The sequence below is a fragment of the Gemmatimonadota bacterium genome (genome assembly GCA_009835325.1).
In the GTDB taxonomy this organism is placed as follows: Bacteria; JAAXHH01; JAAXHH01; order JAAXHH01; family JAAXHH01; genus JAAXHH01.
In genome coordinates, this window is sequence record VXWP01000062.1 from 5,327 (window position 1) to 26,630 (window position 21,304).

The window sequence follows — 21,304 nt, forward strand, 5'->3', positions numbered from 1 at the left end:
CATCGCCCTTCGCTTCGCCCGTGGTCGAAGCCGTTCGCGAGGTCGTTTCCCGGCATAACCATGTTGCAGGGCAGCGACAAAATCAATATCATACCTCAGGCGGCGACGGCCGAACTGGACTGCAGGTTGCTTCCGGGGGAAGAGCCAGGCGATTTCGTCCAGGAGCTGAAACAGGTGGTCGGCGACGACGGGATCGAGATAGAGACCATACTGAACTTCGGGAACTCGTCATCGCCCTTCGCTTCGCCCGTGGTCGAAGCCGTTCGCGAGGTCGTTTCCCGGCACCATGAGCGCGCGGAGGTCGTACCGAACATTCTGTCCGGCTTCACGGACAGCCACTACTTCCGCGAACTGGGAATTCACTGCTACGGCTTCATGCCCTTTCTGCTGATCGACGAAGAGCTCAGACGTATCCACGGCAACGACGAACGGATCTCCGTGGAGAACATGGAACGGGGTCCGAGAATCCTCTACGAAGTCATCGAAAAACTCTGCGGCTGATTTCAGCATCGAGGAGACATAAATGGAAGCGATTCGCATTCACGAATTCGGCGGTCCCGAGGTGATGAATCTCGAAACCGGCGCGGATCTGCAGGCAGGTCCCGGACAGATCCTGGTCGACATACGGGCCGCCGGCGTGAACCCGGTGGACACCTATATCCGGGCGGGCACCTATGCCATGAAACCCGATCTGCCCTTCACCCCGGGCATGGACGGCGCCGGAACGGTCGCCGATGTGGGCGACGGCGGGGCCCATGTTTCCGTCGGAGACCGGGTGTACCTGGCCGGCACCCTTACCGGTTCCTATGCGTCGCAGGCCCTGTGCTCGCCCGACCAGGTGTATCCACTGCCCGGCAACGTATCCTTCACGCAAGGCGCGGGGATATACGTCCCTTACGCGACGGCTTGGAGAGGGCTGTTCCAGCGTGCGGGGGGAAAGCCGGGCGAAACCGTCCTGGTGCACGGCGCGAGCGGCGGTGTGGGGATCGCGGCCGTACAGATGGCCCGGGCCGCGGGCATGACGGTCATCGGAACCGCCGGGTCGGAACAGGGCGCCGCGCTGGTGGAGGAACAGGGCGCCCATCACGTGGTGGACCACAACGTTCCCGGCTATACGGATAAGATCATGGAGCTCACCGGCGGCCTGGGCGTCGACGTGATTATGGAAATGCTGGCCAACGTCAATCTGGACAAGGACCTGAACATGCTGGCCTATGGCGGGCGGGTCGTCGTCATCGGCAACCGGGGCGTTATCGAGATCAATCCGCGGGACGCCATGGCGCGGGACGCCAGCATCCTCGGCATGGTCCTGTTGCTGGCTTCTCCGGAGGATCTGGTCGGCATCCACGCCGGAATGTTCGCCGGACTGCAAAACGGCACGCTCAAGCCAGTGGTGGGTAAAGAGTTCCCGCTGGAAGACGCGGCGAAGGGCCATACCGCCGTCATGGAACCTGGCGCCTATGGAAAGATCGTACTGATCCCTTGAGTACGCGGCAGGTAAAGGAATCCAACATGGCAAATCCGCTCAACCAGCTCGAACGGCACGGCCAGAGCTTCTGGCTGGACAGCATCAGCCGGGAACTGATGTACTCCGGCCGGTTGAGGAAACTGATCGATGAAGACGGCCTGAAAGGCATGACCTCGAACCCGGCCATCTTCGAGAAAGCCATTGCGGGAAGTACGGACTACGACGCCGATATCGAGCGGCTTGCGGCAGCGAACCGGACCGCTTTGGAGATCTACGAGACCCTGGCCATCTCGGACATCCGGGAAGCCGCCGACCACCTGGGCGGCGTATACGAAGCGACCGGCGGCGCCGACGGCTTCGTGAGCCTGGAGGTGTCCCCGGAACTGGCGGACGATACCGCGGGTACGATCGATGAGGCCCGGCGGCTGTGGAAGGCCGTGGACCGCCCGAACGTCATGATCAAGGTACCGGCGACGGAGGCCGGCGTACCGGCCGTGCGTCAACTGATCGGCGAAGGGTTGAACATCAACGTGACGCTGATGTTCTCGCGGGCAGTATACGAGGCCGTGGCCGACGCCTATATCAGCGGGTTGGAGGATCGTATTGCCGCGGGAGGCGACATCAGCGGCATCGCGAGCGTATCCAGCTTCTTCATCAGCCGCATCGACACCCTCGTCGACGCCTTGCTGGCCGAACGGGCCGAACGGGCCGGCGAACCCGGGGAACGGGCCGCGATCCTGGACCTGACCGGCAGGACGGCCATCGCAAACGGCAAGACGACCTACCAACGATACAAGACGATATACGCGTCACCGCGCTGGTCCGCGCTGGCCGAACGGGGCGCGAGGAAGCAGCGGCTGCTGTGGGCCAGCACGAGCACCAAGAACCCCGAGTACCGGGACGTGCTGTACGTCGAGGAACTGATCGGGAAAAACACCATCAATACCCTGCCCGATGAAACGCTCGACGCTTTCCGAGATCACGGGCGCCTGGCCGATACCCTCGAGGCCGGTACCGACGAAGCCTGGTCGATCATGGCCGGTGTGGAAAAAGCCGGGATTTCGATGGACCGGGTCGCGGAGCAACTCGTCGAGGAAGGGGTACAGAAATTCGTGGATCCCTTCGTAAAGCTGATCGAAGCCATCGAACGGAAACGGCTGCAGCCGGTCCGCCTGGCGTGACCTGACCGGCCTGGCCTGCGGACCGAGCGAGGCGGGCATACGGAATTGCCGGGTCGGACTGAACGGACCGCACGTTCGGCGGATCCGGGGAGCATCGCATGCAACTGGGCATGGTCGGACTCGGCCGGATGGGCGGCAACATGACGCGGCGGCTGTTGCGCGGCGGTCACGAAGTCGTCGTGTACGACCGAAGCGGCGAAGCGGTCGGCCAGGCGGAGCAAGCCGGCGCCGTGGGCAGCGCGACGCTGCGCGGTCTCGTGACCACGCTTCACCCGCCGCGTTCGGTCTGGCTCATGGTCCCCGCCGGCGATGCCACGGAACGGGCCGTCAACGAACTGTCCGGACTGTTGTCTCCGGGCGACACCGTCATCGACGGCGGAAACACCTACTTCAAAGACGACGTGTCCCGCGCGGAACGGCTGTCCGCCAGGGGCCTGCACTATGTCGACGTGGGTACGAGCGGCGGCGTATGGGGTCTCGAGCGGGGGTATTGCATGACCATCGGGGGGCCGGCGGAGATCGTCGAGCGCCTGGACCCGCTGTTCGACACGCTGGCGCCCGGTCCCGGGCAGGACGCCACGCAGGATGCCACGCGTCAGTCCGGTGACGCGGCGGAATCCACGCGCGCCCCGGATACCTCCGGCAAGCCCCCTTCAACGGCCCGCAGAGGCTACGTGCACGTGGGACCGGCAGGCGCGGGGCACTTCGTCAAGATGATCCACAACGGGATCGAATACGGCATGATGCAGGCCTTTGCCGAGGGGCTGGAGATTCTGCGCGAATCGGGTTCCGACCGCGTGGATTCGCGCCTACGGTACGACCTGGACCTGCACGACATCGCCGAAGTCTGGCGCCACGGAAGCGTGGTCAGTTCCTGGCTGCTCGACCTCCTGGAGATCGCGTTGCGGGAAGACCGGGACCTGTCCGCTTACTCCGGTTACGTGCAGGATTCGGGCGAGGGCCGGTGGACGGTGCAGACGGCCATCGAGGAAGACGTGCCCGCCCACGTGCTCACGGCATCGCTCTTCACGCGGTTCCAGTCGCGGCAGGAGCAATCCTACGCCATGCGGGTGCTTTCCGCCCTGCGCCACCAGTTCGGCGGTCACGTGGAGCAGAAGACAACCGGGGGAGGACCATGATCCAGATCGCTCCATCCATCCTGTCGGCGGATTTCACCCGCCTGGCCGATGAGGTCCGGGCCGTGGAGCGCGCGGGCGCGGACCGGATTCATATCGACGTCATGGACGGCCGGTTCGTCCCGAACATCTCCATGGGACCCTTCATCGTGGAGGCCATCGACTCGCTGACGGAACTTCCGCTGGAAGCCCACCTTATGATCGAGGAACCGGACCGGTACATCGACGTCTTCATGGAAGCCGGGGCCGACGTGATCATCGTGCACCAGGAGAATACGGCCCACCTGCACCGCGTGGTGCAGTCCGTCCGGGAGCGAGGCAAACAGGCCGGTGTCGCCCTGAACCCGGCGACGCCCGCCCAGGCCCTCGACGGGATCATCGACGAACTCGATCTCGTCCTGGTCATGTCCGTCAACCCGGGTTTCTCGGGCCAGCGGTTCATCGCGTCCGTCCTGCCGAAGATCCGCGAGATCCGAAGGACCCTGTCGGACCGGAAGATCGCGTGCGACCTGGAGGTAGACGGCGGCGTGAACGCCGATACCGCACCGGCCGTCGCGTCCGCGGGCGCGAACGTCCTGGTGGCCGCCACGGCCGTGTTCAAGCATCCGGACGGCGCGGCCGAAGGTATCCGGACGCTGCGCGGCTAAGACTGACCTCCGGATTCGGACCGCAGTACGGGCCCGCCATCGGGCCTCGCCATCGGGCCGCGACGTCGTCCTGCGCCCCCGGAAACTGCATCGCCCTCAGACCACCGCCCAGAGACCATTACCCTCAGACCACTGCCCTTTTCCAGGTCCCCTTGAAGAAGCGCCTGAGCGTGAGCAGGCCCTGCAATACGGCCGCGGCGAGCCAGGCGATCCAGATGCCCGTAACGTCCAGCCCGAGCGGGAAGGCGAGGACGTAGGAGAATACGAGCATGATACCCCACTGGGAGAAGAGGGTGTAGTACAGCGACGGTCGGGTCTCGCCGCCGCCGGCCAGTACGCCGCTGGCCACGATGGACAGCGCGGAAAAGACCTGGGCGATGGCGAAGAAGCGCAGCATGACCGAACTGATGCCCAGGACCGTCTCGTCCGTCGTGAATACGGCCGCGATCCCCTGGGCGAATATCCAGATCAAGGCCGATCCGGCACCGATCACAATCATGCAGAGCAGGATCGTCTGTCCGCCGTACTGCCCGGCCGACCGGATCTGCCGGCCACCCAGCCGCTGCCCGACCAGGGAGGTCGCCGCGACCGAGAAGGCCAGGGCGGGCATGATCGCGAAGAGCCGGATCTGGAAACCCACGGTCAGGGCCGCGATGGCGGCCGTGGGACGGCTTACGCCCGATATGACGCGGTACAGGAGCACGCGCGCGCCGTTGCGGAAGAAGCCGGACGCACCGGAGGGCAGGCCGATGTCGAGCATGCGGGACATGATGCTCCAGTCCGGTTTGACACGCCAGTTCCTCGAGAGACGCACCTGGCCGTGGCCCCGGACCAGGATCGCCAGTCCGATGACGCATCCCGCCAGCCGGGAGATGATCATGCCCACGGCCGCTCCGGCCACGCCCAGTGCGGGCACTACCCAGGCGCCGAAGATAAACGCGTAGGACGTCACGCATTTCACGATGATGACGATGACAGAGATCTTGAGCGGCGTGCGGGTATCGCCCACGCCCCCGAAGATAGCGCTCATCACGTAGTTGAGAATCATGAAGACCATGCCGGCGAAGTAGAGCCTCAGGAAGAGCATCCCGTGGGTGAGGACCTCTTCCGGAGCGCCGAGCAGGACCAGCGCGGGCCGCGTGAGCACGATACTTACGGCGGCAAGACCCAGGGCCAGGTAAGTGCCCATCAGGATCGCCTGCTGGCCGGTGCGGCTCACGTCGCCGTGCCGACCAGCCCCGTAGTACTGGGCCACCAGCGTCCGCGTCCCCCCGGTGATCGAAATGGCCATGACCATGACGATGAATACGATCTGCCGGCTCATGCCGATGGCGGAGATCGCCGCGGGACCCAGGAATCCCACGAAGTAGATGTCTACGAGACCTTCTGTGGCGTCGATCAGCGAAGCGACCACGACGGGCCAGGCGATGGCCCAGACGTGACGGAGGACCTGGGAAGGCGGGACCTCGTTTTCAGCCGGTTTCGGGGAATCGGCGGTATGGTCGGGCATGGGATTGAATGTATTCCGCCGCCGGCGAACCGGCAAGGCAATTCAGCCGGTGCCCGATACCACCCAAGTTGTTGATGGCGCAATAGATAAGAAAAGGGATGACAGCGTATACGGTACGCAGTATATCTACATTGTCACGGATTCGAAACCCGCAACCGGACATGGACATACCCGACGGAATGCGCTGCGATGCGCGGGAGGCATGAAGATGCTTGGAATGCGAGGATCGATTTTCTCCTGGGGGCCCTGGCTGTCGATCGTCCTGATGATCACCTTCCTGTTGTCGTGCGGCAGCGAGGATCCGGTATCGCCCGAACCGCCCGAACCGCCGGAACCGGTCGATCAACCCGCGCTGAAGATCGGGCTGTTGATCGACCTGTCGGCAGGAGGTTCGGAACACGGCATCCTCATGCGGCAGGGATTCGAAATGGCGATCGAGCATGTCAACGAGGTGGGCGTGCTCGGGGAACCGGTCGAAGGCCTGGTGGCCGATACGGAGTTGGACGCCGAAACGGCGGTATCCGAGGCGATGGACCTTATCGAGGACAAAGGGGTACACGCGATCGTAGGCGCCTGGGCAAGTTCCTCGACGCTTGCCGTCGTGGAAGAAGTGGTCGCGGATGCCGGCATTCCCATGATCTCTCCGGCCTCTTCTTCTCCCATGCTCACGAACGCCGCGGACAACGATTTCTTGTTTCGCACCACCCTTTCCGACCGTGACCAGGGACCGGTACTCGCCAAGATCACGTTGGAGCTGGGATATGGCAACGTGGGCATGATCTACCGGGACGACGTCTGGGGCCGGGGCATCGCGGACGCGTTCGAGCATGCCTGGGAAGGCAAGCTCATCCGGGTCGCGGCGGATCCCGAAAAGACGACCCTCGTGGAGGAGCTTAGAGAAAGCAAGGGCGTCCTCGAAGACACGCAGGCACTGATCGTCCTCGCTTTCCAGCCTCAGCAGGAGACCATCGTGCGCGAAGCGCTGGACAACGGCTTCTATGATGTGTTTGTCTTCGGCCCCACCGGACGCAGCCTGGACCTGATCCGTTCGATCGGTCCCGATAAACTCGCCGGAATGATCGGCACGTCGCCCGGCTCCGCGCAGGACACGCCTTCAGCGATCGCCTGGGAGGACGGATATAAAAGCGCCTTCGGCAGCAATCCTCCGCCTTTCCCCTACGTGAAACAGACCTATGACGCAACCGTGGCGCTGGCCCTGGCGACCCAGGCGGCCGGCAGGCTGGAGGGAGCGGCCATCCGGGACCAGTTGCGAACGATCGGGAAGCCGCCCGGCGAACTCGTGATCGCCGAGGCGAGCAGCATCGCGAACGGGTTGCGCGTCCTGGGCGACGGCGGCGCGGTCAACTACGAAGGCGCGGCCATGCCGCTGGACTGGGACGAGAACGGCGACCTGGCCACGGGTTTCGTCGCGGTCTGGCAATTCACCCCGGCCGCCACGATCGAAGTCATCCGGGTCGTTCCCTTCGAACACTAAGTCCACCGGCTGGCATGACAAGCGAAAAGGGGATTGCGCACGCACGCAACCCCCTCTGCCTTTTGCGGTTATGTTAAATGACCCCAACGGGATTTGAACCCGTGTTGCCGCCGTGAAAGGGCGGTGTCCTTGGCCAGGCTAGACGATGGGGTCGCGTTCTTCCAAAGCCGTCCTAAAATACCGGTCGGACCCTCGAAAAGCAAGCCTTTTTTACCCTTCGTAACCCATATCCTTCCATACGCGCCGGGCGTACGGGACGTGTTCCGGATCCGGCTCGCGACGGCCCAGAATGCTGGGCGGAGGCTGTCCCGGTCCGGCGTGTTTGGGCCAGGGCGACCAGTGGTCGTTTTCCCAGGATTTACGGGCGGCCTCGTCCCTGAAATCGGGCACGTCGAAGGGACGGCCGTCTTCCAGCGCGCTCTTCCAGGCCAGGATGCCCACCGACGACATGGCCACGCCGCGGTATACGTCCAGGAAGGGCTGCTCGCCCGAACGGATGGCCCGGGCGAAATGGAAACTGGTCCAGAAGTCGCCGCCGCCGTGGCCGGCCTTGCGGGCGAGGTCGCCGTGTTCCGGCCAGTCCGGCTTGTAGACCCGTTCCGCTTCCTCCCCGGCTTTCAGGTGCCACGGCTCATGCCACACCCGTACCTCTTCCGGTCCGAAGTACCCCGGCCCCCGGGTGATCTCCATGGCGCCGCGCTCGCCATGAAGGCGGTACCAGTTGCTGTGGCCGGGCAGGCCGAGTCCGAAAAGCCGGAAGACCGCGCCGTTGTCCATGCGGCAGAGGATGACGGACCCCGGATCTCCCCTCCTGAGGGTGAGAGTGCGCTCGGGCCGGGCGATGGCCAGTGCGTTCACGGCGACCGGCCGCGTGTCGGTGATGTATACCAGGGGCGCGAGGGCGTGGGTGCAGTAGTAGGTGGAGGGGATCCACGCCCGCCAGTGGTCGAATCCCGGCGATATGCGCAGACTCGCGTCCCGGGACATGGGGTGGTTGTATTCTCCTTCGGCGTAGGCGACCTCGCCGATCTCTCCCTCGCGGTAGAGCCGGTGCATTTCCTGGTTGAACACGGTGTAGGGGTAGTTCTCGGCCAGCATATAGATCCGGCCGGACGCCTCCACGGCCCTACAGAGAGCGACCCCCTCCGCGAGCGTGCCGTTGCAGGCGGTCTCGCTCATGACGTGCTTGTCCGCCCGCAGGGCCTTTATGGCAAACGGCGCGTGTTCGTGGAAGTAGTTGGCCAGGACCACGGCGTCCATGTCATGGGCGAGGAATGCGTCGTAATCGGTGTACGCGGCGACGGAAAGTTCGCCGGCCAACTCGTGCAATCGCTCTTCCCAGATATCGCACAGCGCGACGAGTTCCATGCCCACGGCGCCGGACGCGCTCTGTGCGAAGCTCTTCCCGCGTCCCACGCCGACCACGCCGACGCGGATCGGTTGGTTGCTCATGGTTCGTCCTCGTTCATGACGCGTCCCTCACGATGCGACATTCATGCTATGCCCAGAAGCCCGGGGACGTCCGTCAGCTGCCGGATGGAGGGCAGGCGATAGCGGCCGTACTTCTCGTACCGGTCGATGAGCAGGGCGTCCAGGCCGACGCGCTCGGCCGGCAGGATGTCCTCCTCCGGATAGTCTCCGATGTAAAGAATCCGGTCGACCGGCGCTTCCGCGCGGTCTATGGCCATGCGAAAGATCCGCTCGTCGGGCTTTTCGCAACCCGCTTCGGCGGAAACCACGAGAAAGGAGAAATACCGGTCGAGGTCGTGCCGCTTGAGCACGTGGGAGAGGTGTTCTGACCAGTTCGACAGCACGCCGAGGCGCAGGCCACGGTCCTTCAGTTTTTCCAGCGTGGGCCGGACGTCCTCGTACACCTCGAGATACCTGCCGTCCTGAAACCGGTCGTAGTACTGCTGCAATCCGGGCACCAAGTCGCCCTCGATACCCGCCGTTTCGAAGACGTGGGCGTAGAGATCGACAAAGTACCGCCGCGTCTGCTCCGGCGTGCTCATGCGGCCGTCGCGCTTGTGGAACCGGGGTTCCTCCATGGACTTCGAAAGCGCCGCCTTCACCTGGTCGAGCGTGATCGCGGCTCCGAGCTCACCCGCCGCGACAACGAAGAACTCCTCGAAGAAATCGGGGGAATCCCGGCCGATCAGCGTACCCGCCGCGTCGAAGATCACAGTATCGTAGAACATGGTGGATCCGAATCTACGCCTCACGCCCCATTGCGCAACCGCCGCCAGTCACCCGTTTACTCTGCGGGCATGCCCCATTTTTCGGAGGCGAGCGGCTTCACGGCGGGGTTTACGAGGCCGTCATCGGGCCAGCGGCCACTGAGGATGGTGACCAGTTGCCGGCCGGCTTTCTTGAAACGCTCGATGCCGCCCCTCACCGACGCCGAAGCGTAGTGCGGCGTGAGGACCACCTGTTCCATCGACCGCAGTGGGTTGTCCGGGGCGGGCGGTTCCTGTTCCTGCACGTCCAGCCCCGCACCGGCGAGCCACCCTTCCTGCAGGGCGTGGATCAGCGCTTGCTCGTCCACGACCTTGCCCCGGCCCGTATTGATGAAGTAGGCGGAAGGCTTCATGTTCCGGAAGTCCCGCTCCCCGATGAGATGGTGGGTTCCCGGTCCCAGAGGCACGTGGCAGGAAACGAAGTCCGACTCCCTGAACAGCGTTTCCTGGTCCACCATGGTCACGCCCCAGGGGTCGGCATCGGCCTGGGTAACGAAGGGGTCGCAGGCGATGACGCGGAGATCGAATCCGGCGGCGATCTTCGCCATGGCCCGGCCGATGTTCCCGAAGGAGACCAGGCCCAGCGTCTGCTCATAAATCGGCTGAATGGTACCCCGGCTGATCGGGATGCCCTCCATCATCGACCGGTTGATGATCATCAGCCGACGGGCGCAGGCGAGCAGCAGCATCATGGCGTGCTGGGCGACTTCCCGTTCGAACACCCGCTGGATGTTGTAGACGATGATGCCCCGTTCCGTGGCCGCTTCCACGTCGATGAAATCCACGCCGATCCCGCCCGCGCCGACCACGCGTATGCGCTCGGGCAGCGCTTCGACGACTTCTCTGTTGTACGTGAGGCCGCCCTGGGTGAACCCGTCCACGTCCCGGGCGTCCTCGAGCATCTCCTCGAGCGTGCTGTAGGGCCGGATCCTGAGCTCGGCGCCAATGGTTTCCAGTTCGTCACGTATATATTGATTGGGACCGGGGTTATCCGGATTTCCAGGCGAGAGAATGGTGAAACCGGCCATGCGTACTCCTTCGGATGGGGATACCAGGTGATTGCGACCAGTGAAAAGTAAACCGGGGCGACGGGATTGGCAATATGAGAATGGGACTGCGCAGACTATACGATTCAGCCTTGACGATGTCTGTCATGTTTTCGTACTTGATAATGCCTACCTTCTATCGTCATGAGTGCGATCGCGTCACCGTATGCGGAGTTCTATTACGTGAATGACAAGATTCGAGCAGTCACACTAATCGCTACCTTCATAGCTTGCGGATTCCCGGTTAACAGCTTTAGCCAATATCTGTACAATCCCCGGGCAATAGAGCATCTCGACGATGCTTTCAAGGATGCGAAACTGGAATGGTCGTATGCTGACCATGACATCAGGGGAGGGCAGGGGACGCTGACGAATAAAGGACTGGTAGTGATTAGCGGCGACAGCAAAGCCATACGCACTATCGACAAGAACGGTAAAACCGTCTGGGAAAAAGGCATGCCTGAAAACGAATACGCAATAGTTGTCAAGAGTTCACGGGATGGCCGATATCTTTGTCTCTTCTCTATCAGGTTTAGTTCTGAAGTATCCGATTTCTACCAGTTACTTTCCTCCGATGGCCAGACGCTGTGGGGCGACAACTTGTCCGGAGATCCCGGAAGTGATTTCGCACTGTTTTTTTCTGAATCTGGTGACTATTCGATATACCGTGAAGATCATCTCACTGTATCAGAGACCGAATCGGGTCGTATCTTGTAGCGCCTGAGTTTACCACTTTTTTATAGAAACATGCGTGTACGCGAATGGGGTCTGGATAGACTGGTGTTTGTCGACCATCGCAGCGTGCTAATGGTGACCGAACTCGCATCTGGAAAGACATTGTGGAAGCAGTCTCCTGAAAGTTGGATCGAGAACGACATTCAGGGTTATTTTGTAAACATTGTACCATCCCGGGACGGGAGCATACTTGTGGCAGCCATGAGCTATGGGGATAGATACGGATTCAGGGAAATCCGAGGATTCGATCAAGACGGAGTCATGCTCTGGAATCGGCGGTCGGTAGGAAGGGAGATTCCACTCGGGATCACGCCTGACAACCGGTTTCTGGCTTCGATCACAACTTCAAAAGACATAGAGCCACCTTTCCCCGTCTTGAAACTTACCAATATGACGACCGGATCCGTGGTGTGGACAATACAACAGGTTAAATTGCTCGGTGAGTCTGCAGTATATATGAACAATCGTATGATCTTCCTTTCGTGTGCCGATGGTACACTCGCCATAGCGATAGATTCTGCAGGACATTTGGTGAATCAGTTTCTATTAGCCGACAAGTACATCTCGTACTATGGATTTCGATCAGAGACACAACCTACGTCCGGACAGAATGCTCAAAGGGTTGTATTCCTGTTGAGGGAGGGTTATGGTAAACATAGCACCTTTCACATAGAAACGATGGATCCGTAATACGGTACGCCAGTTCAATGAGCAAAACCAACTTTTTACGGCGGGACTTCAAAAAAGCGGTATCTACCAAGAGCAGGCAAATAGTTGCAATGTACAGGTTTATAGTCATAACTAGCTTACTGCACTGTGTATTGTCAGGTGCAATTCACGCTCAGGAAACGCTGGATCCGGTGGTTGTATCACAACTCAGTGAGGTAATTCCGGATGCGGAACAGGAATGGAAGTACTACAGCCGTGAACAGCATATTCCTCCAGGATGTCTCTCGGCAAAGGGTCTGGTGATAAATTCGGAAGACACTGTTTCCTTTTATTCTATCGATAAGCATGGCAAGACCCTGTGGACAAGACTGAGTCCAGAAGAGATGGAGCCGGCATTCGTACGGTGCTCGCGTGACGGACGTTACATTTTGGCAGGTCACTACGATGACCAGAACAACAGTAATCTTTACGAGATTTTGACTTCCGATGGACAAATACTCTGGTCGAGAGTCGTCCCTTCATACCACCGCATAAGGTATTGGATAGCCAATTCCAGTGAATACATTGTGTTTGTGCGTTTTTTAACCGAATACGATTGGACCTATAACATTACGGTTGTCGATATCGATTCGGGTCAAAACCTGTGGAGTAAGAATACCGAGAATGTTGCACTCGTTGAATGGGGTTCTGATAAGTTGGCATATGTGTATCGAGATTCTCTCTCGGTACTGGCAATAGACACCGGTGAACTCAAATGGCGCCGATCTATTGATCAGATGTCTGGCAGTTCAGATGCTATCTTTTCTAATTCTCGGCGTTACAACCTTGTCCCCTCCGAGGATGGAACAAAATTGGTGGTTTCAGCGACCGGGTATAAAAGGAAGGAGCGGGGAATTAGGGTTGAACGGGTTGGAGTATTTGATCAAAAAGGCCAGTTGATGTGGGAGTCAGAAAACAAAGCGGGCACCCCTCTCGGTATTACACCTGACAACAGGTTTCTCGTTTCTATTGAATCACTCAAAGGTGAGAATTCGAGTGAATATCGCGATCAATTAAAACTCACTAACATGAGTACGGGAGCCATGCTCTGGACATTACCTGGGGGATTTCGGAAAAACGGCAATTGGTTCGTTTTTCTGAAAGACAGGTTATTCCTATGCTTTACCTCACGTTATCGTGGTAATCTACCCAGAGGAATCCTCATGCTTGACTTGGATTCGTCAGGTCAAATCGCGCGTCAAACACTGTTACCGATACATGGGATTGAATCCTTTAGTCGGCGAACGGAAGCGTGGCTTTCAAAGAACGCTTCCGCGCAGCGCGAAGTCTTTCTGGTCTTCGAAGGAGGCCATGATTGGGGGTCTTACTTCATTGAATCGATCGGCCATTGAGTTGGTAGAGTACACCGCCATACACTATCATGTTTCACTGAAAAAACGGAGCACAAAAAACCCGGAGGAACCATGCACTCAATCGCCCTGGTACTGACCAGCCTCTGTTTCATCGCGCTGACCGCCGCGTGCACGCCCGCGGAGGAACCCATGCCCGAGGATCCCGTCGAACGCGCGAAGGCGCTGCACGCGAAAGCCCCGTTGATCGACGGCCACAACGACCTGCCCTGGCAGATCCGCAGGAAGGCGAACCGGGACGTGTGGTCGATTGACCTCGACCAGCCCCAGCCGGATTTCCATACCGACATCCCCCGCTTGCGCGAGGGCATGGTGGGCGCGCAGTTCTGGTCGGTCTACGTACCCGTTTCCATGCAGGGCAGGGAGGCGACGCGGGCTACCATGGAAGCCATAGACATCGTGTACGAGATGATCGAGCGGTACCCGGACACGTTTCAGCTGGCCACGACGGCCGATGAAGTGGAAGCAGCCTTCGCGGCGGGCAGGATCGCGTCCATGATCGGCATCGAAGGAGGCCATTCCATCGATTCGTCCCTCGGCGCGCTCCGCATGTTCCACAAGCTGGGCGTCCGGTACATGACCCTGACCCACAGCCGCAACATCCCGTGGGCCGATTCGGCCACGGACACCGTGGGGGTCGGCGGCCTGTCGGAATTCGGGAAAGAGGTGATCCGGGAGATGAACCGCCTGGGCATGCTGGCGGACCTGTCCCACGTATCCCTGGCGACCATGGGGGATGTCCTGGACGTGACAACGGCCCCGGTCATCTTCACCCATTCCTCGTCCTACGCCATGTGCAACCACGTGCGCAATGTCCCCGACGATGTCCTGACGCGCCTGGCCGAAAACGGCGGCGTGATCATGGTCACCTTCGTCCCGGGCTACATTTCGGAAGAGACCCGCCTGCACGGCGTGAAGCGCAACGAGGAACGCGAGCGGCTCACGGCGATGGCGGGCAGCACGGATGAATCGGTGGCGGAGGGCATAGCCGCCTGGAACGAGGCCAATCCCACGCCGCGCGCCACCGTCGCCCAGGTGGCCGACCATATCGACCACATCCGCCAGGTGATCGGCATAGACTACATCGGGATCGGCGGGGACTACGACGGCATTACCACGGTCCCGGTGGGACTGGAGGACGTCTCCACCTATCCCAATCTGACGGCCGAACTGGTCCGGCGGGGATACGCGGACGAGGACATCATGAAGATCCTCGGAGGCAACGTGCTGCGCGTGATGCGCGACGCGGAGGCGGTGGCGGCCCGCCTGCAACAGGAGCGCCATGCCTCGGGCGCGCGCATCGAAGTCCTGGACGGTGAATAGCCCGTGAACGAATCGCAGATCAAATCGTTGCTCGAACAGGTCCGTTCGGGTGAGCTGCCGGTGGACGAAGCTTCCGCGCAGTTGCGATCCATGCCATTCGAGGACCTCGGGTTCGCGCGTGTGGACCATCACAGGGCCCTGCGATGCGGGTTTCCCGAGGTGATCTTCTGTACGGGGAAGACCGAAGAACAGGTGGCCGCGATCGCGGAGCGCATCGTCGCCTCGGGCAGCGACCTGCTCGCCACGCGGGCGACCCCGGCCATGCACGAAGCCGTGACGGTGCGGTGTCCTTCGGCCGTGTACCACGAGGCGGCCCGGGCGATCGTCGTTCAGGAAACCTGGCAGGACCAGGGCATCGGCGAGGTCCTGGTCGTCTCGGCGGGCACGAGCGATATCCCCGTGGCCGAAGAGGCCGCGGTAACCGCCCGGGTCCTGGGCAATCGGGTGGAACGCGTCTTCGACGTGGGCGTGGCCGGTATTCACCGCCTGTTTGCCCATCGCGAGGCCATCATGAACGCGTCGGTGCTTATCGTCGTGGCGGGCATGGAAGGTGCCCTGCCCAGCGTGGTCGGGGGGATGGTCTCCAGGCCGGTGATCGCCGTGCCGACCAGTGTGGGATACGGCGCGAGTTTCAACGGGCTGGCGGCGCTCCTGGCCATGCTGAACAGCTGTGCATCGGGCGTCACGGTGGTGAACATCGACGGCGGGTTCAACGCCGGGTACGCGGCGGGTCTCATCAACCGGAAGCACGAATAGAACGGCGGGTCCAATGGCGGTGGCGGGGTATTTCGACCAGTTATCCGGCTTTACGGCGGACATGCTGCTCGGGGCGCTGATCGACGCGGGATCGGACCGCGAGGAGATCGCAGCGTCCTTGAAACGCCACCATGGCGTGGACTGCGAGATCAACGTCTCCACGGAGCGGGTGAACGGGACACAGGTGACGTTCGCCTCCCTGTCCTGCGCCTTAGCGTCCGTTCCCGAGACCTACCGGGCCATCCCGGATGGGGGAGCGGGCACGCCGGCCGGCGCGCTCCTCGCCAGAGTGATCGGCCACCTCGAGCAGAACGTGAGTGAACTCCGGGGGGCACGGGACCACGCGCCGCCGGTGGAAGCACTGGGCGGCCGCCACGCGGCATTGCGTATCCTCGCCCTCTCCAACGCCCTTCATCTTCTCGGGATCGATACCCTCTACCACGAGGCGCTGCCCTTTGCCACGGGCATCGATGCTACGCCTCCCCTGCTCGCCGCCCTGATGCGGGGCGCAACCGTGCTGCCCGTCGACCACGCCCCCGTCGATCTGGCGGGATGCGCCGTTTTGACCGCGCTTTCCGCGGGATCGATGCAAGGGTCCGGTTTTACGTTGCGGTCGGTGGGCTACGGCGGCAACGACGCCGACCGTGGTGATGGAAACCTGGTTCGGCTGTGTCTGGGGGAAGTCGCCCACATGGGGGATATCACCCAGGTCGGTGACCGAGAGTTCGTGCAGGTCCTGGAAACGCAGATCGACGATATGAATCCGCAGTTCTACGGCCACGTCCTGGACCTGCTGCTCGACGCCGGCGCGCTCGACGCCTTCCTCACGCCCGTGATCATGAAGAAAAGCAGGCCGGGCGTGCTGCTCACCGTACTGGCGCCCACCGCGCTGGCCGGCCGGCTGACCGAGCTCATTTTCAAGGAAACGACAACCATAGGGCTCAGAAGTTACCCTGTTACCCGGAGCGTACTGCCCCGTCGCGAGGCCAGGGCGGAGACCCCCTTCGGCGCGATCCGGATTAAAGTCGTTCGGCAGGGGAACGCCACGCGTTACACCCCCGAATACGAGGATTGTCGTCAGGCTGCGCTGAAGGCGGGGATCCCCCTCGCCGAGGTGTACGCGGCCGTCCACGAGGCCGCTGGCCGTATGGACCTGGACGACCTGCCGTGATCGTCGCCGAAGATGTATCCTTCAGCTACCATCTCCCGTCGGGGAACGAGGTCCCGACGCTAAGGGGCCTGTCCCTGGAGATCGGCGATTCAGGAAGTCTGGCCGTGATCGGACCCAACGGTTCGGGCAAGAGCACGCTCGCCCGTTGCCTGAACGGATTGATCGTGCCCCGGTCCGGCCGGATCCTTGTGGACGGCCTGGACACGGCGGATCCGGAGAACAAGTGGCCGGTCCATCAACGGGCCGGCATGATCTTCCAGAACCCGGACAACCAGCTGGTCTCCACCACGGTGGAACGGGAAGTGGCCTTCGGCCTGGAAAACCTCGGCTTGCCTTCCCCGGAGATCCACGACCGCGTCACGTGGGCTCTTAGCCGATTCAACCTGGAAAAGTACAGACAATATCCTCCCCACAGGTTGTCCGGCGGCGAGAAACAACGCCTGGCCATCGCCGCCGTGGCGTCCATGCGGCCCCGATACCTCATCTGCGACGAGCCCACCTCGTCGCTGGACCCGGGCGACCGGCGGGACATACTCGACCTGCTCCTGTCGATCGTGGAAGAATACCGGTTGAGCGTGGTCTTTATTACGCAGTCGCCGGAGGAAGCCGTCCGGATGGACCGCATCGCGCTGGTGGTGAACGGGGACATCGCCGCCGAGGGAACGCCGGAGGAGGTATACCGGGAATCGAGCCGGCTTGCGGCGCACGGGCTCGACGTGCCGCTGGCCAAACGGCTGGCGGATGCACTGCGCACGCGCGGCGTCGCGGTGCCGGCCGGCATCGTCCAACCGAATCCCCTGGTTCAGTGGCTGGCCGGCAGGGCGACCGAATCGCCCGGAGCAGCCGAGTCGCCCAGGGCGGCCGAAGCGCCAACGGACCGCCGGCAGGACGGCACGCCGCCGGGCAATTTCCGTTCGGTGTCGTCGGCGCCGAATGCAAAACCCGCCCTGTCACCAACCACGCCGCCCATCATCGCTCTCGACCGGGTGTGCCATACCTACTCCCCCGGCACTTCCCTGGAAATTCCCGCGCTGCGCGATGTGACCACTCGGGTGTTCCCCGGGGAGTGCGTCGCGCTGACCGGGCCGAACGGTTCGGGAAAGTCCACGATGATTCAGCACCTCAACCGCCTGCTGAAAGTGGATTCGGGTACGGTTCGGGTCGAGGGGGAGGACGTATCGTCCCCGGAGACCGACCTGCGGAAGCTGCGTCAGAGAGTGGGACTGGTCTTCCAGTTTCCCGAGGCGCAGTTGTTCGAGGAAACCGTGTTCGACGACGTGGCCTTCGGTCCCCGGCAAACGGGTGTTGCGGCATCGGAAATCCCAGGCATGGTCAACGGGGCGCTCGAGCGGGTCGGCCTGGATCCCGGCCGGTTCTCACACCGGCATCCCCTTTCCCTGAGCGGCGGAGAAAAACGCCGGGCCGCGATCGCCGGGATCCTGGCCATGGAGCCTTCCGTCCTCGCACTCGACGAGCCCACGTCCGGACTCGATCCGCAAAGCGTACGCCAGGTCGAGGCGATTTTCAGGACCTGCAAGGCGAAGGGGACGACCCTTTTCCTGATCACCCATGACATGGACCTGATCTCCCGCCTGGCTGACCGGATCCTGGTCATGGAGAACGGCGGTATCGCGGCGGATACCACGCCGGTCCGCCTGTTCGGCCGGGCGGACGGTGTCGACGCGCGGTCCGGACGGCCCGGTCTGTGCGACCTGTTGACCGCCGCCTGCGAAGCCGGGATCCCCGTCGATACCGCCTGTTTCGATCTGGAAGAAGCCGCGGACATGATCCGCGCGTGCATATTCGACGACAATCATCACGCCAGCCCCGGGGAAAGCCAACCATGCTAGTCGACATCCATACCAACCTGATGTGGTACCCGGACCATATGTCCGATGAGTTCGTGGAATTCGCCTACGCCGCCAAGAAGGCCAAGATGCGGCTGTCCGAGGACGTGTACTACGCCGGCCACGAGGACCAGTACAAGAATGCCTTCGATTCCACGCCCGAAACGCTGCTGAAGGCGACCGAAGACTGCGACAGGGTGGTGGTGTTCGGACTGAAGGCGCCCTACTGCGGGGTGGACGTGCCCCAGGAGCTCGTCGCCGGCTTCGTTGCGGAACACGCGGACCGATTCATCGGCTGGTGTTCCGTCGATCCGAACGACGAAGACGCCGTCGAACAGCTCGAATACAACGTCGACGTGCTCGGTCTGCGCGGACTGAAGGTCGCGCCGATCTACCAGCACTTCGATCCGCAGGACCCGGTCCATCTTCCCCTGTTCAAGAAGGCGGAAGCGCTGGACATCCCCGTGATCTGGCACCAGGGCACTTCCTTCGTCAGGCCGGGCCCGCTCAAGTGGGCCAATCCGATCCAGCTGGAGGACATCGCGGTGGCCTGTCCGGACCTGCGGATGATGATCGCCCACATGGGGCACCCGTGGGAGGACGAATGCGTGGTGCTGATCCGGAAGCATCCGAATCTTTACGCGGACATTTCGGCCCTGCACTACCGCCCGCTTCGACATTACATGGCCTTCATGTCCGCCCTGGAGTACGGCGTGGAGCACAAGCTGATCTTCGGTTCCGACTTTCCCTCCGCCACGCCGGCGCAGGTCATAGCCGGCCAGTGGAAGGTGAACGACGTCGTGCGGAACACGTCCCTGCCCGTGTTTCCGGAAGAGGCCATCCACAACATGATCTATGAAAACTGGAAACCGTTTCTCGGAGAGCCATAAAAAAACAGGGGCGACCTGAATGGCCGCCCCTGTCCTGATACGGTACGGGTGATGCGGGGTAACCTACTGGCGCTTCAACTCCACGCGCCGGTTCTGCGCCAGGGCGCTTTCGTCACTGCCTGTGACCGACTGCCGCTCTTCACCGTAACTGACGGTATCGATGCGGTCTTCCGCCACGCCGGCATCCACGAGGTACGCCTTGACCGCCTCGGCGCGCCGTTCACCCAGCGCCAGGTTGTATTCGATCGTGCCCCGTTCATCGGTGTGGCCCTCGACCACCACCCTGTCTTCGGGCTGGTACTCCCGCAGCTTGCGGGCGTTTTCATCCATGACCGAATGCTGGTCCTCCCGGACGTCCGACCGATCGTAGTCGAAGTAAATGGTGGTCAGGGACATCATCTCCTGGTGCAGGGCTTCGGCCTCGGCCGCCAGACGGGCTTCCTCTTCGGCCATGCGCCGGGCTTCTTCCTCGGCCGCCAGGCGGGCTTCCTCTTCGGCTATGCGCCGGGCTTCGGCCTCGGCCGCCAGGCGGGCTTCCTCTTCAGCCTGTACCGCCCTGATCGAATCCGCGATCGCCTGTTGACGCGCCGCCTCCATCGCGGCAAGTTCCTCCGCGGAAGGTCCCCGGGTAACGGCGCAGCAGGCGCCCATCCACACGGGAGCGGCGACCAGCACACAGAGCGCCAGGACCGATGCCGTATTGCTCCATCGCTTCATGCGGAACTCCTTTCCCTTAAGTTAGCGTTTTCATCCAGTATTGATCCGGAGGGCCTGGCCCTTTTCCGCTTAACATCTGTTTCATCCTGAGCGGCAAAGTATATGCATTTCTGCTTCATTTTTCAATGTTTTTTTACAATACGCCGGCCTGTCCCTTGCAATCACGTGACCTGTGAAAACGGGAACGCTTTCCCGGGTACAGACGAAAAAGGGGCGACCATACGGCCGCCCCAGTCCAGTTTCGGTACGGGTGATACCTGTAACGCTTACTGGCGCTTCAACTCGGCGCGCCGGTTCTGCGACCAGGCGCTTTCGTCGCCACCCATGACCGCCGGCTGCTCTTCACCATAACTGACGGTCTCGATGCGGCCGTCCGCCACACCGGCATCCGTGAGGTACGTCTTGACCGCCTGGGCACGCTGCTCGCCCAGTGCCAGGTTGTATTCGATCGTACCCCGTTCATCGCAGTGGCCTTCGACCACCACCATGTCTTCGGGCTGGTACTCCCGCAGCTTGCGGGCGTTCTCGTCCAGGGCCGAACGCTGGTCTTCCCGGATGTTCGACATGTCGTAATCGAAGTAGATGGTGGACAGGGACATCATCTCCTGGTGCCGGGCCTCGGCAGCCCTGCGGGCTTCCTCTTCGGCAGCGAGACGGGCAGCTTCCTCGGCTGCGAGACGGGCTTCTTCCTCGGCCATGCGCCGGGCTTCTTCCTCGGCCGCGAGACGGGCTTCTTCTTCGGCGCGTACCGCTCTGAGCGAATCCGCTATGGCCTGTTGACGCGCGGCTTCCATCGCGGCCAGTTCCTCCGCGGACGGGCCCCTGGCACAGGCGGCACCCATCCACGCGGGAGCGGTGACCATCACACAGAGCGCCAGGATCGAATACGTGCTACGCCATCTTTTCATTACAGCACTCCTTTCACATGGGTGCGTTACTCATCCATCACTGATTGACAGGTATATGGACACATGCTCGACTTCACCGATTCTTTTTTCGATGCGTGGATCAAACCGGCACATCCACACTTAAAATCCCCATTTGGTTGCGAAAGTAAAGCAAAAAGT

General features: G+C 62.0%; 19 protein-coding genes, 1 tRNA gene and 2 pseudogenes (1 of these 22 only partly in view). 14 read left to right on the forward strand and 8 right to left on the reverse strand.

Annotated features, from left to right (window positions below; translation table 11 throughout):
* The 5 genes and pseudogenes from F4Z81_07940 to F4Z81_07960 form a co-directional block, all read left to right on the forward strand.
* A pseudogene (locus F4Z81_07940) lies at window positions 1-501 on the forward strand (M20/M25/M40 family metallo-hydrolase); it begins 1,119 nt to the left of the window's first position.
* Between the two features lie 22 nt (window positions 502-523).
* A complete protein-coding gene (locus tag F4Z81_07945; GenBank protein ID MXW04983.1) occupies window positions 524-1,486 on the forward strand; it encodes an NADPH:quinone reductase in 963 nt (320 codons plus the stop codon).
* A gap of 26 nt (window positions 1,487-1,512) precedes the next feature.
* Window positions 1,513-2,649 (forward strand): transaldolase, encoded by a 1,137-nt coding sequence (gene tal / locus F4Z81_07950; protein ID MXW04984.1) that lies wholly within the window; start codon window positions 1,513-1,515, stop codon window positions 2,647-2,649.
* Between the two features lie 98 nt (window positions 2,650-2,747).
* Window positions 2,748-3,788, forward strand: a complete 1,041-nt coding sequence (gene gnd / locus F4Z81_07955) for a decarboxylating 6-phosphogluconate dehydrogenase (protein MXW04985.1) — start codon at window positions 2,748-2,750, stop codon at window positions 3,786-3,788.
* A complete protein-coding gene (locus F4Z81_07960; GenBank protein ID MXW04986.1) occupies window positions 3,785-4,432 on the forward strand; it encodes a ribulose-phosphate 3-epimerase in 648 nt (215 codons plus the stop codon). Before gnd ends, F4Z81_07960 begins: the two co-directional genes overlap by 4 nt.
* Before the next feature lie 124 nt (window positions 4,433-4,556).
* Here the strand turns inward: F4Z81_07960 and F4Z81_07965 are convergent, their stop codons facing one another.
* Window positions 4,557-5,942, reverse strand: coding sequence for an MATE family efflux transporter (locus tag F4Z81_07965; protein MXW04987.1), 1,386 nt, complete (start codon window positions 5,940-5,942; stop codon window positions 4,557-4,559).
* On the opposite strand from F4Z81_07965, the gene F4Z81_07970 reads away from it, so the two are divergent.
* Window positions 5,941-7,437 carry an ABC transporter substrate-binding protein gene (locus F4Z81_07970; protein MXW04988.1) on the forward strand — a complete coding sequence of 499 codons (1,497 nt, stop codon included), beginning with the start codon at window positions 5,941-5,943 and terminating at the stop codon, window positions 7,435-7,437. The genes F4Z81_07965 and F4Z81_07970 overlap by 2 nt on opposite strands.
* Window positions 7,438-7,515: 78 nt before the next feature.
* Here the strand turns inward: F4Z81_07970 and F4Z81_07975 are convergent.
* The 4 genes from F4Z81_07975 to F4Z81_07990 all read right to left on the reverse strand — a co-directional run bounded on the left by F4Z81_07975 (window position 7,516) and on the right by F4Z81_07990 (window position 10,702).
* A tRNA-Glu gene (locus F4Z81_07975) sits at window positions 7,516-7,590 on the reverse strand.
* 57 nt (window positions 7,591-7,647) lie between these two features.
* Complete coding sequence (locus F4Z81_07980; GenBank protein ID MXW04989.1) at window positions 7,648-8,889, reverse strand: Gfo/Idh/MocA family oxidoreductase; 1,242 nt, start codon at window positions 8,887-8,889, stop codon at window positions 7,648-7,650.
* A gap of 41 nt (window positions 8,890-8,930) precedes the next feature.
* Complete coding sequence (locus tag F4Z81_07985) at window positions 8,931-9,635, reverse strand: HAD-IA family hydrolase (protein MXW04990.1); 705 nt, start codon at window positions 9,633-9,635, stop codon at window positions 8,931-8,933.
* 56 nt (window positions 9,636-9,691) lie between these two features.
* On the reverse strand, window positions 9,692-10,702 hold the full coding sequence (locus tag F4Z81_07990; protein ID MXW04991.1) for a C-terminal binding protein: 1,011 nt from the start codon (window positions 10,700-10,702) through the stop codon (window positions 9,692-9,694).
* A 201-nt stretch (window positions 10,703-10,903) separates the two neighbouring features.
* Here F4Z81_07990 and F4Z81_07995 point away from each other — a divergent pair, with 201 nt between their 5' ends.
* The 8 genes from F4Z81_07995 to F4Z81_08030 all read left to right on the forward strand — a co-directional run bounded on the left by F4Z81_07995 (window position 10,904) and on the right by F4Z81_08030 (window position 19,520).
* Window positions 10,904-11,437, forward strand: a complete 534-nt coding sequence (locus F4Z81_07995; protein ID MXW04992.1) for a hypothetical protein — start codon at window positions 10,904-10,906, stop codon at window positions 11,435-11,437.
* A 90-nt stretch (window positions 11,438-11,527) separates the two neighbouring features.
* Complete coding sequence (locus F4Z81_08000; GenBank protein ID MXW04993.1) at window positions 11,528-12,145, forward strand: hypothetical protein; 618 nt, start codon at window positions 11,528-11,530, stop codon at window positions 12,143-12,145.
* 17 nt (window positions 12,146-12,162) lie between these two features.
* The gene (locus F4Z81_08005) at window positions 12,163-13,515 is read left to right on the forward strand and encodes a hypothetical protein (GenBank protein MXW04994.1); all 1,353 of its coding nucleotides are present in this window, start codon (window positions 12,163-12,165) and stop codon (window positions 13,513-13,515) included.
* A gap of 150 nt (window positions 13,516-13,665) precedes the next feature.
* The gene (locus tag F4Z81_08010) at window positions 13,666-14,856 is read left to right on the forward strand and encodes a membrane dipeptidase (protein ID MXW04995.1); all 1,191 of its coding nucleotides are present in this window, start codon (window positions 13,666-13,668) and stop codon (window positions 14,854-14,856) included.
* A gap of 3 nt (window positions 14,857-14,859) precedes the next feature.
* Window positions 14,860-15,612, forward strand: coding sequence for a nickel pincer cofactor biosynthesis protein LarB (larB, locus tag F4Z81_08015; GenBank protein MXW04996.1), 753 nt, complete (start codon window positions 14,860-14,862; stop codon window positions 15,610-15,612).
* Between the two features lie 13 nt (window positions 15,613-15,625).
* Window positions 15,626-16,783 carry a LarC family nickel insertion protein gene (locus F4Z81_08020; protein ID MXW04997.1) on the forward strand — a complete coding sequence of 386 codons (1,158 nt, stop codon included), beginning with the start codon at window positions 15,626-15,628 and terminating at the stop codon, window positions 16,781-16,783.
* Complete coding sequence (locus tag F4Z81_08025) at window positions 16,780-18,633, forward strand: ATP-binding cassette domain-containing protein (protein ID MXW04998.1); 1,854 nt, start codon at window positions 16,780-16,782, stop codon at window positions 18,631-18,633. The genes F4Z81_08020 and F4Z81_08025 overlap by 4 nt, the downstream gene beginning before the upstream one ends.
* On the forward strand, window positions 18,627-19,520 hold the full coding sequence (locus tag F4Z81_08030; GenBank protein ID MXW04999.1) for an amidohydrolase: 894 nt from the start codon (window positions 18,627-18,629) through the stop codon (window positions 19,518-19,520). The genes F4Z81_08025 and F4Z81_08030 overlap by 7 nt, the downstream gene beginning before the upstream one ends.
* Window positions 19,521-19,583: 63 nt before the next feature.
* On the opposite strand, the gene pal (F4Z81_08035) is transcribed toward F4Z81_08030, so the two are convergent.
* From pal (F4Z81_08035) to pal (F4Z81_08045), 3 genes and pseudogenes are all read right to left on the reverse strand, one after another.
* The gene (pal, locus tag F4Z81_08035; protein MXW05000.1) at window positions 19,584-19,973 is read right to left on the reverse strand and encodes a peptidoglycan-associated lipoprotein Pal; all 390 of its coding nucleotides are present in this window, start codon (window positions 19,971-19,973) and stop codon (window positions 19,584-19,586) included.
* Window positions 19,939-20,076 (reverse strand): annotated as a pseudogene (locus F4Z81_08040) (23S rRNA (guanosine(2251)-2'-O)-methyltransferase RlmB). Before F4Z81_08040 ends, pal (F4Z81_08035) begins: the two are co-directional and overlap by 35 nt.
* Before the next feature lie 427 nt (window positions 20,077-20,503).
* The gene (gene pal / locus F4Z81_08045) at window positions 20,504-21,145 is read right to left on the reverse strand and encodes a peptidoglycan-associated lipoprotein Pal (protein ID MXW05001.1); all 642 of its coding nucleotides are present in this window, start codon (window positions 21,143-21,145) and stop codon (window positions 20,504-20,506) included.
* Window positions 21,146-21,304 lie beyond the last annotated feature (159 nt).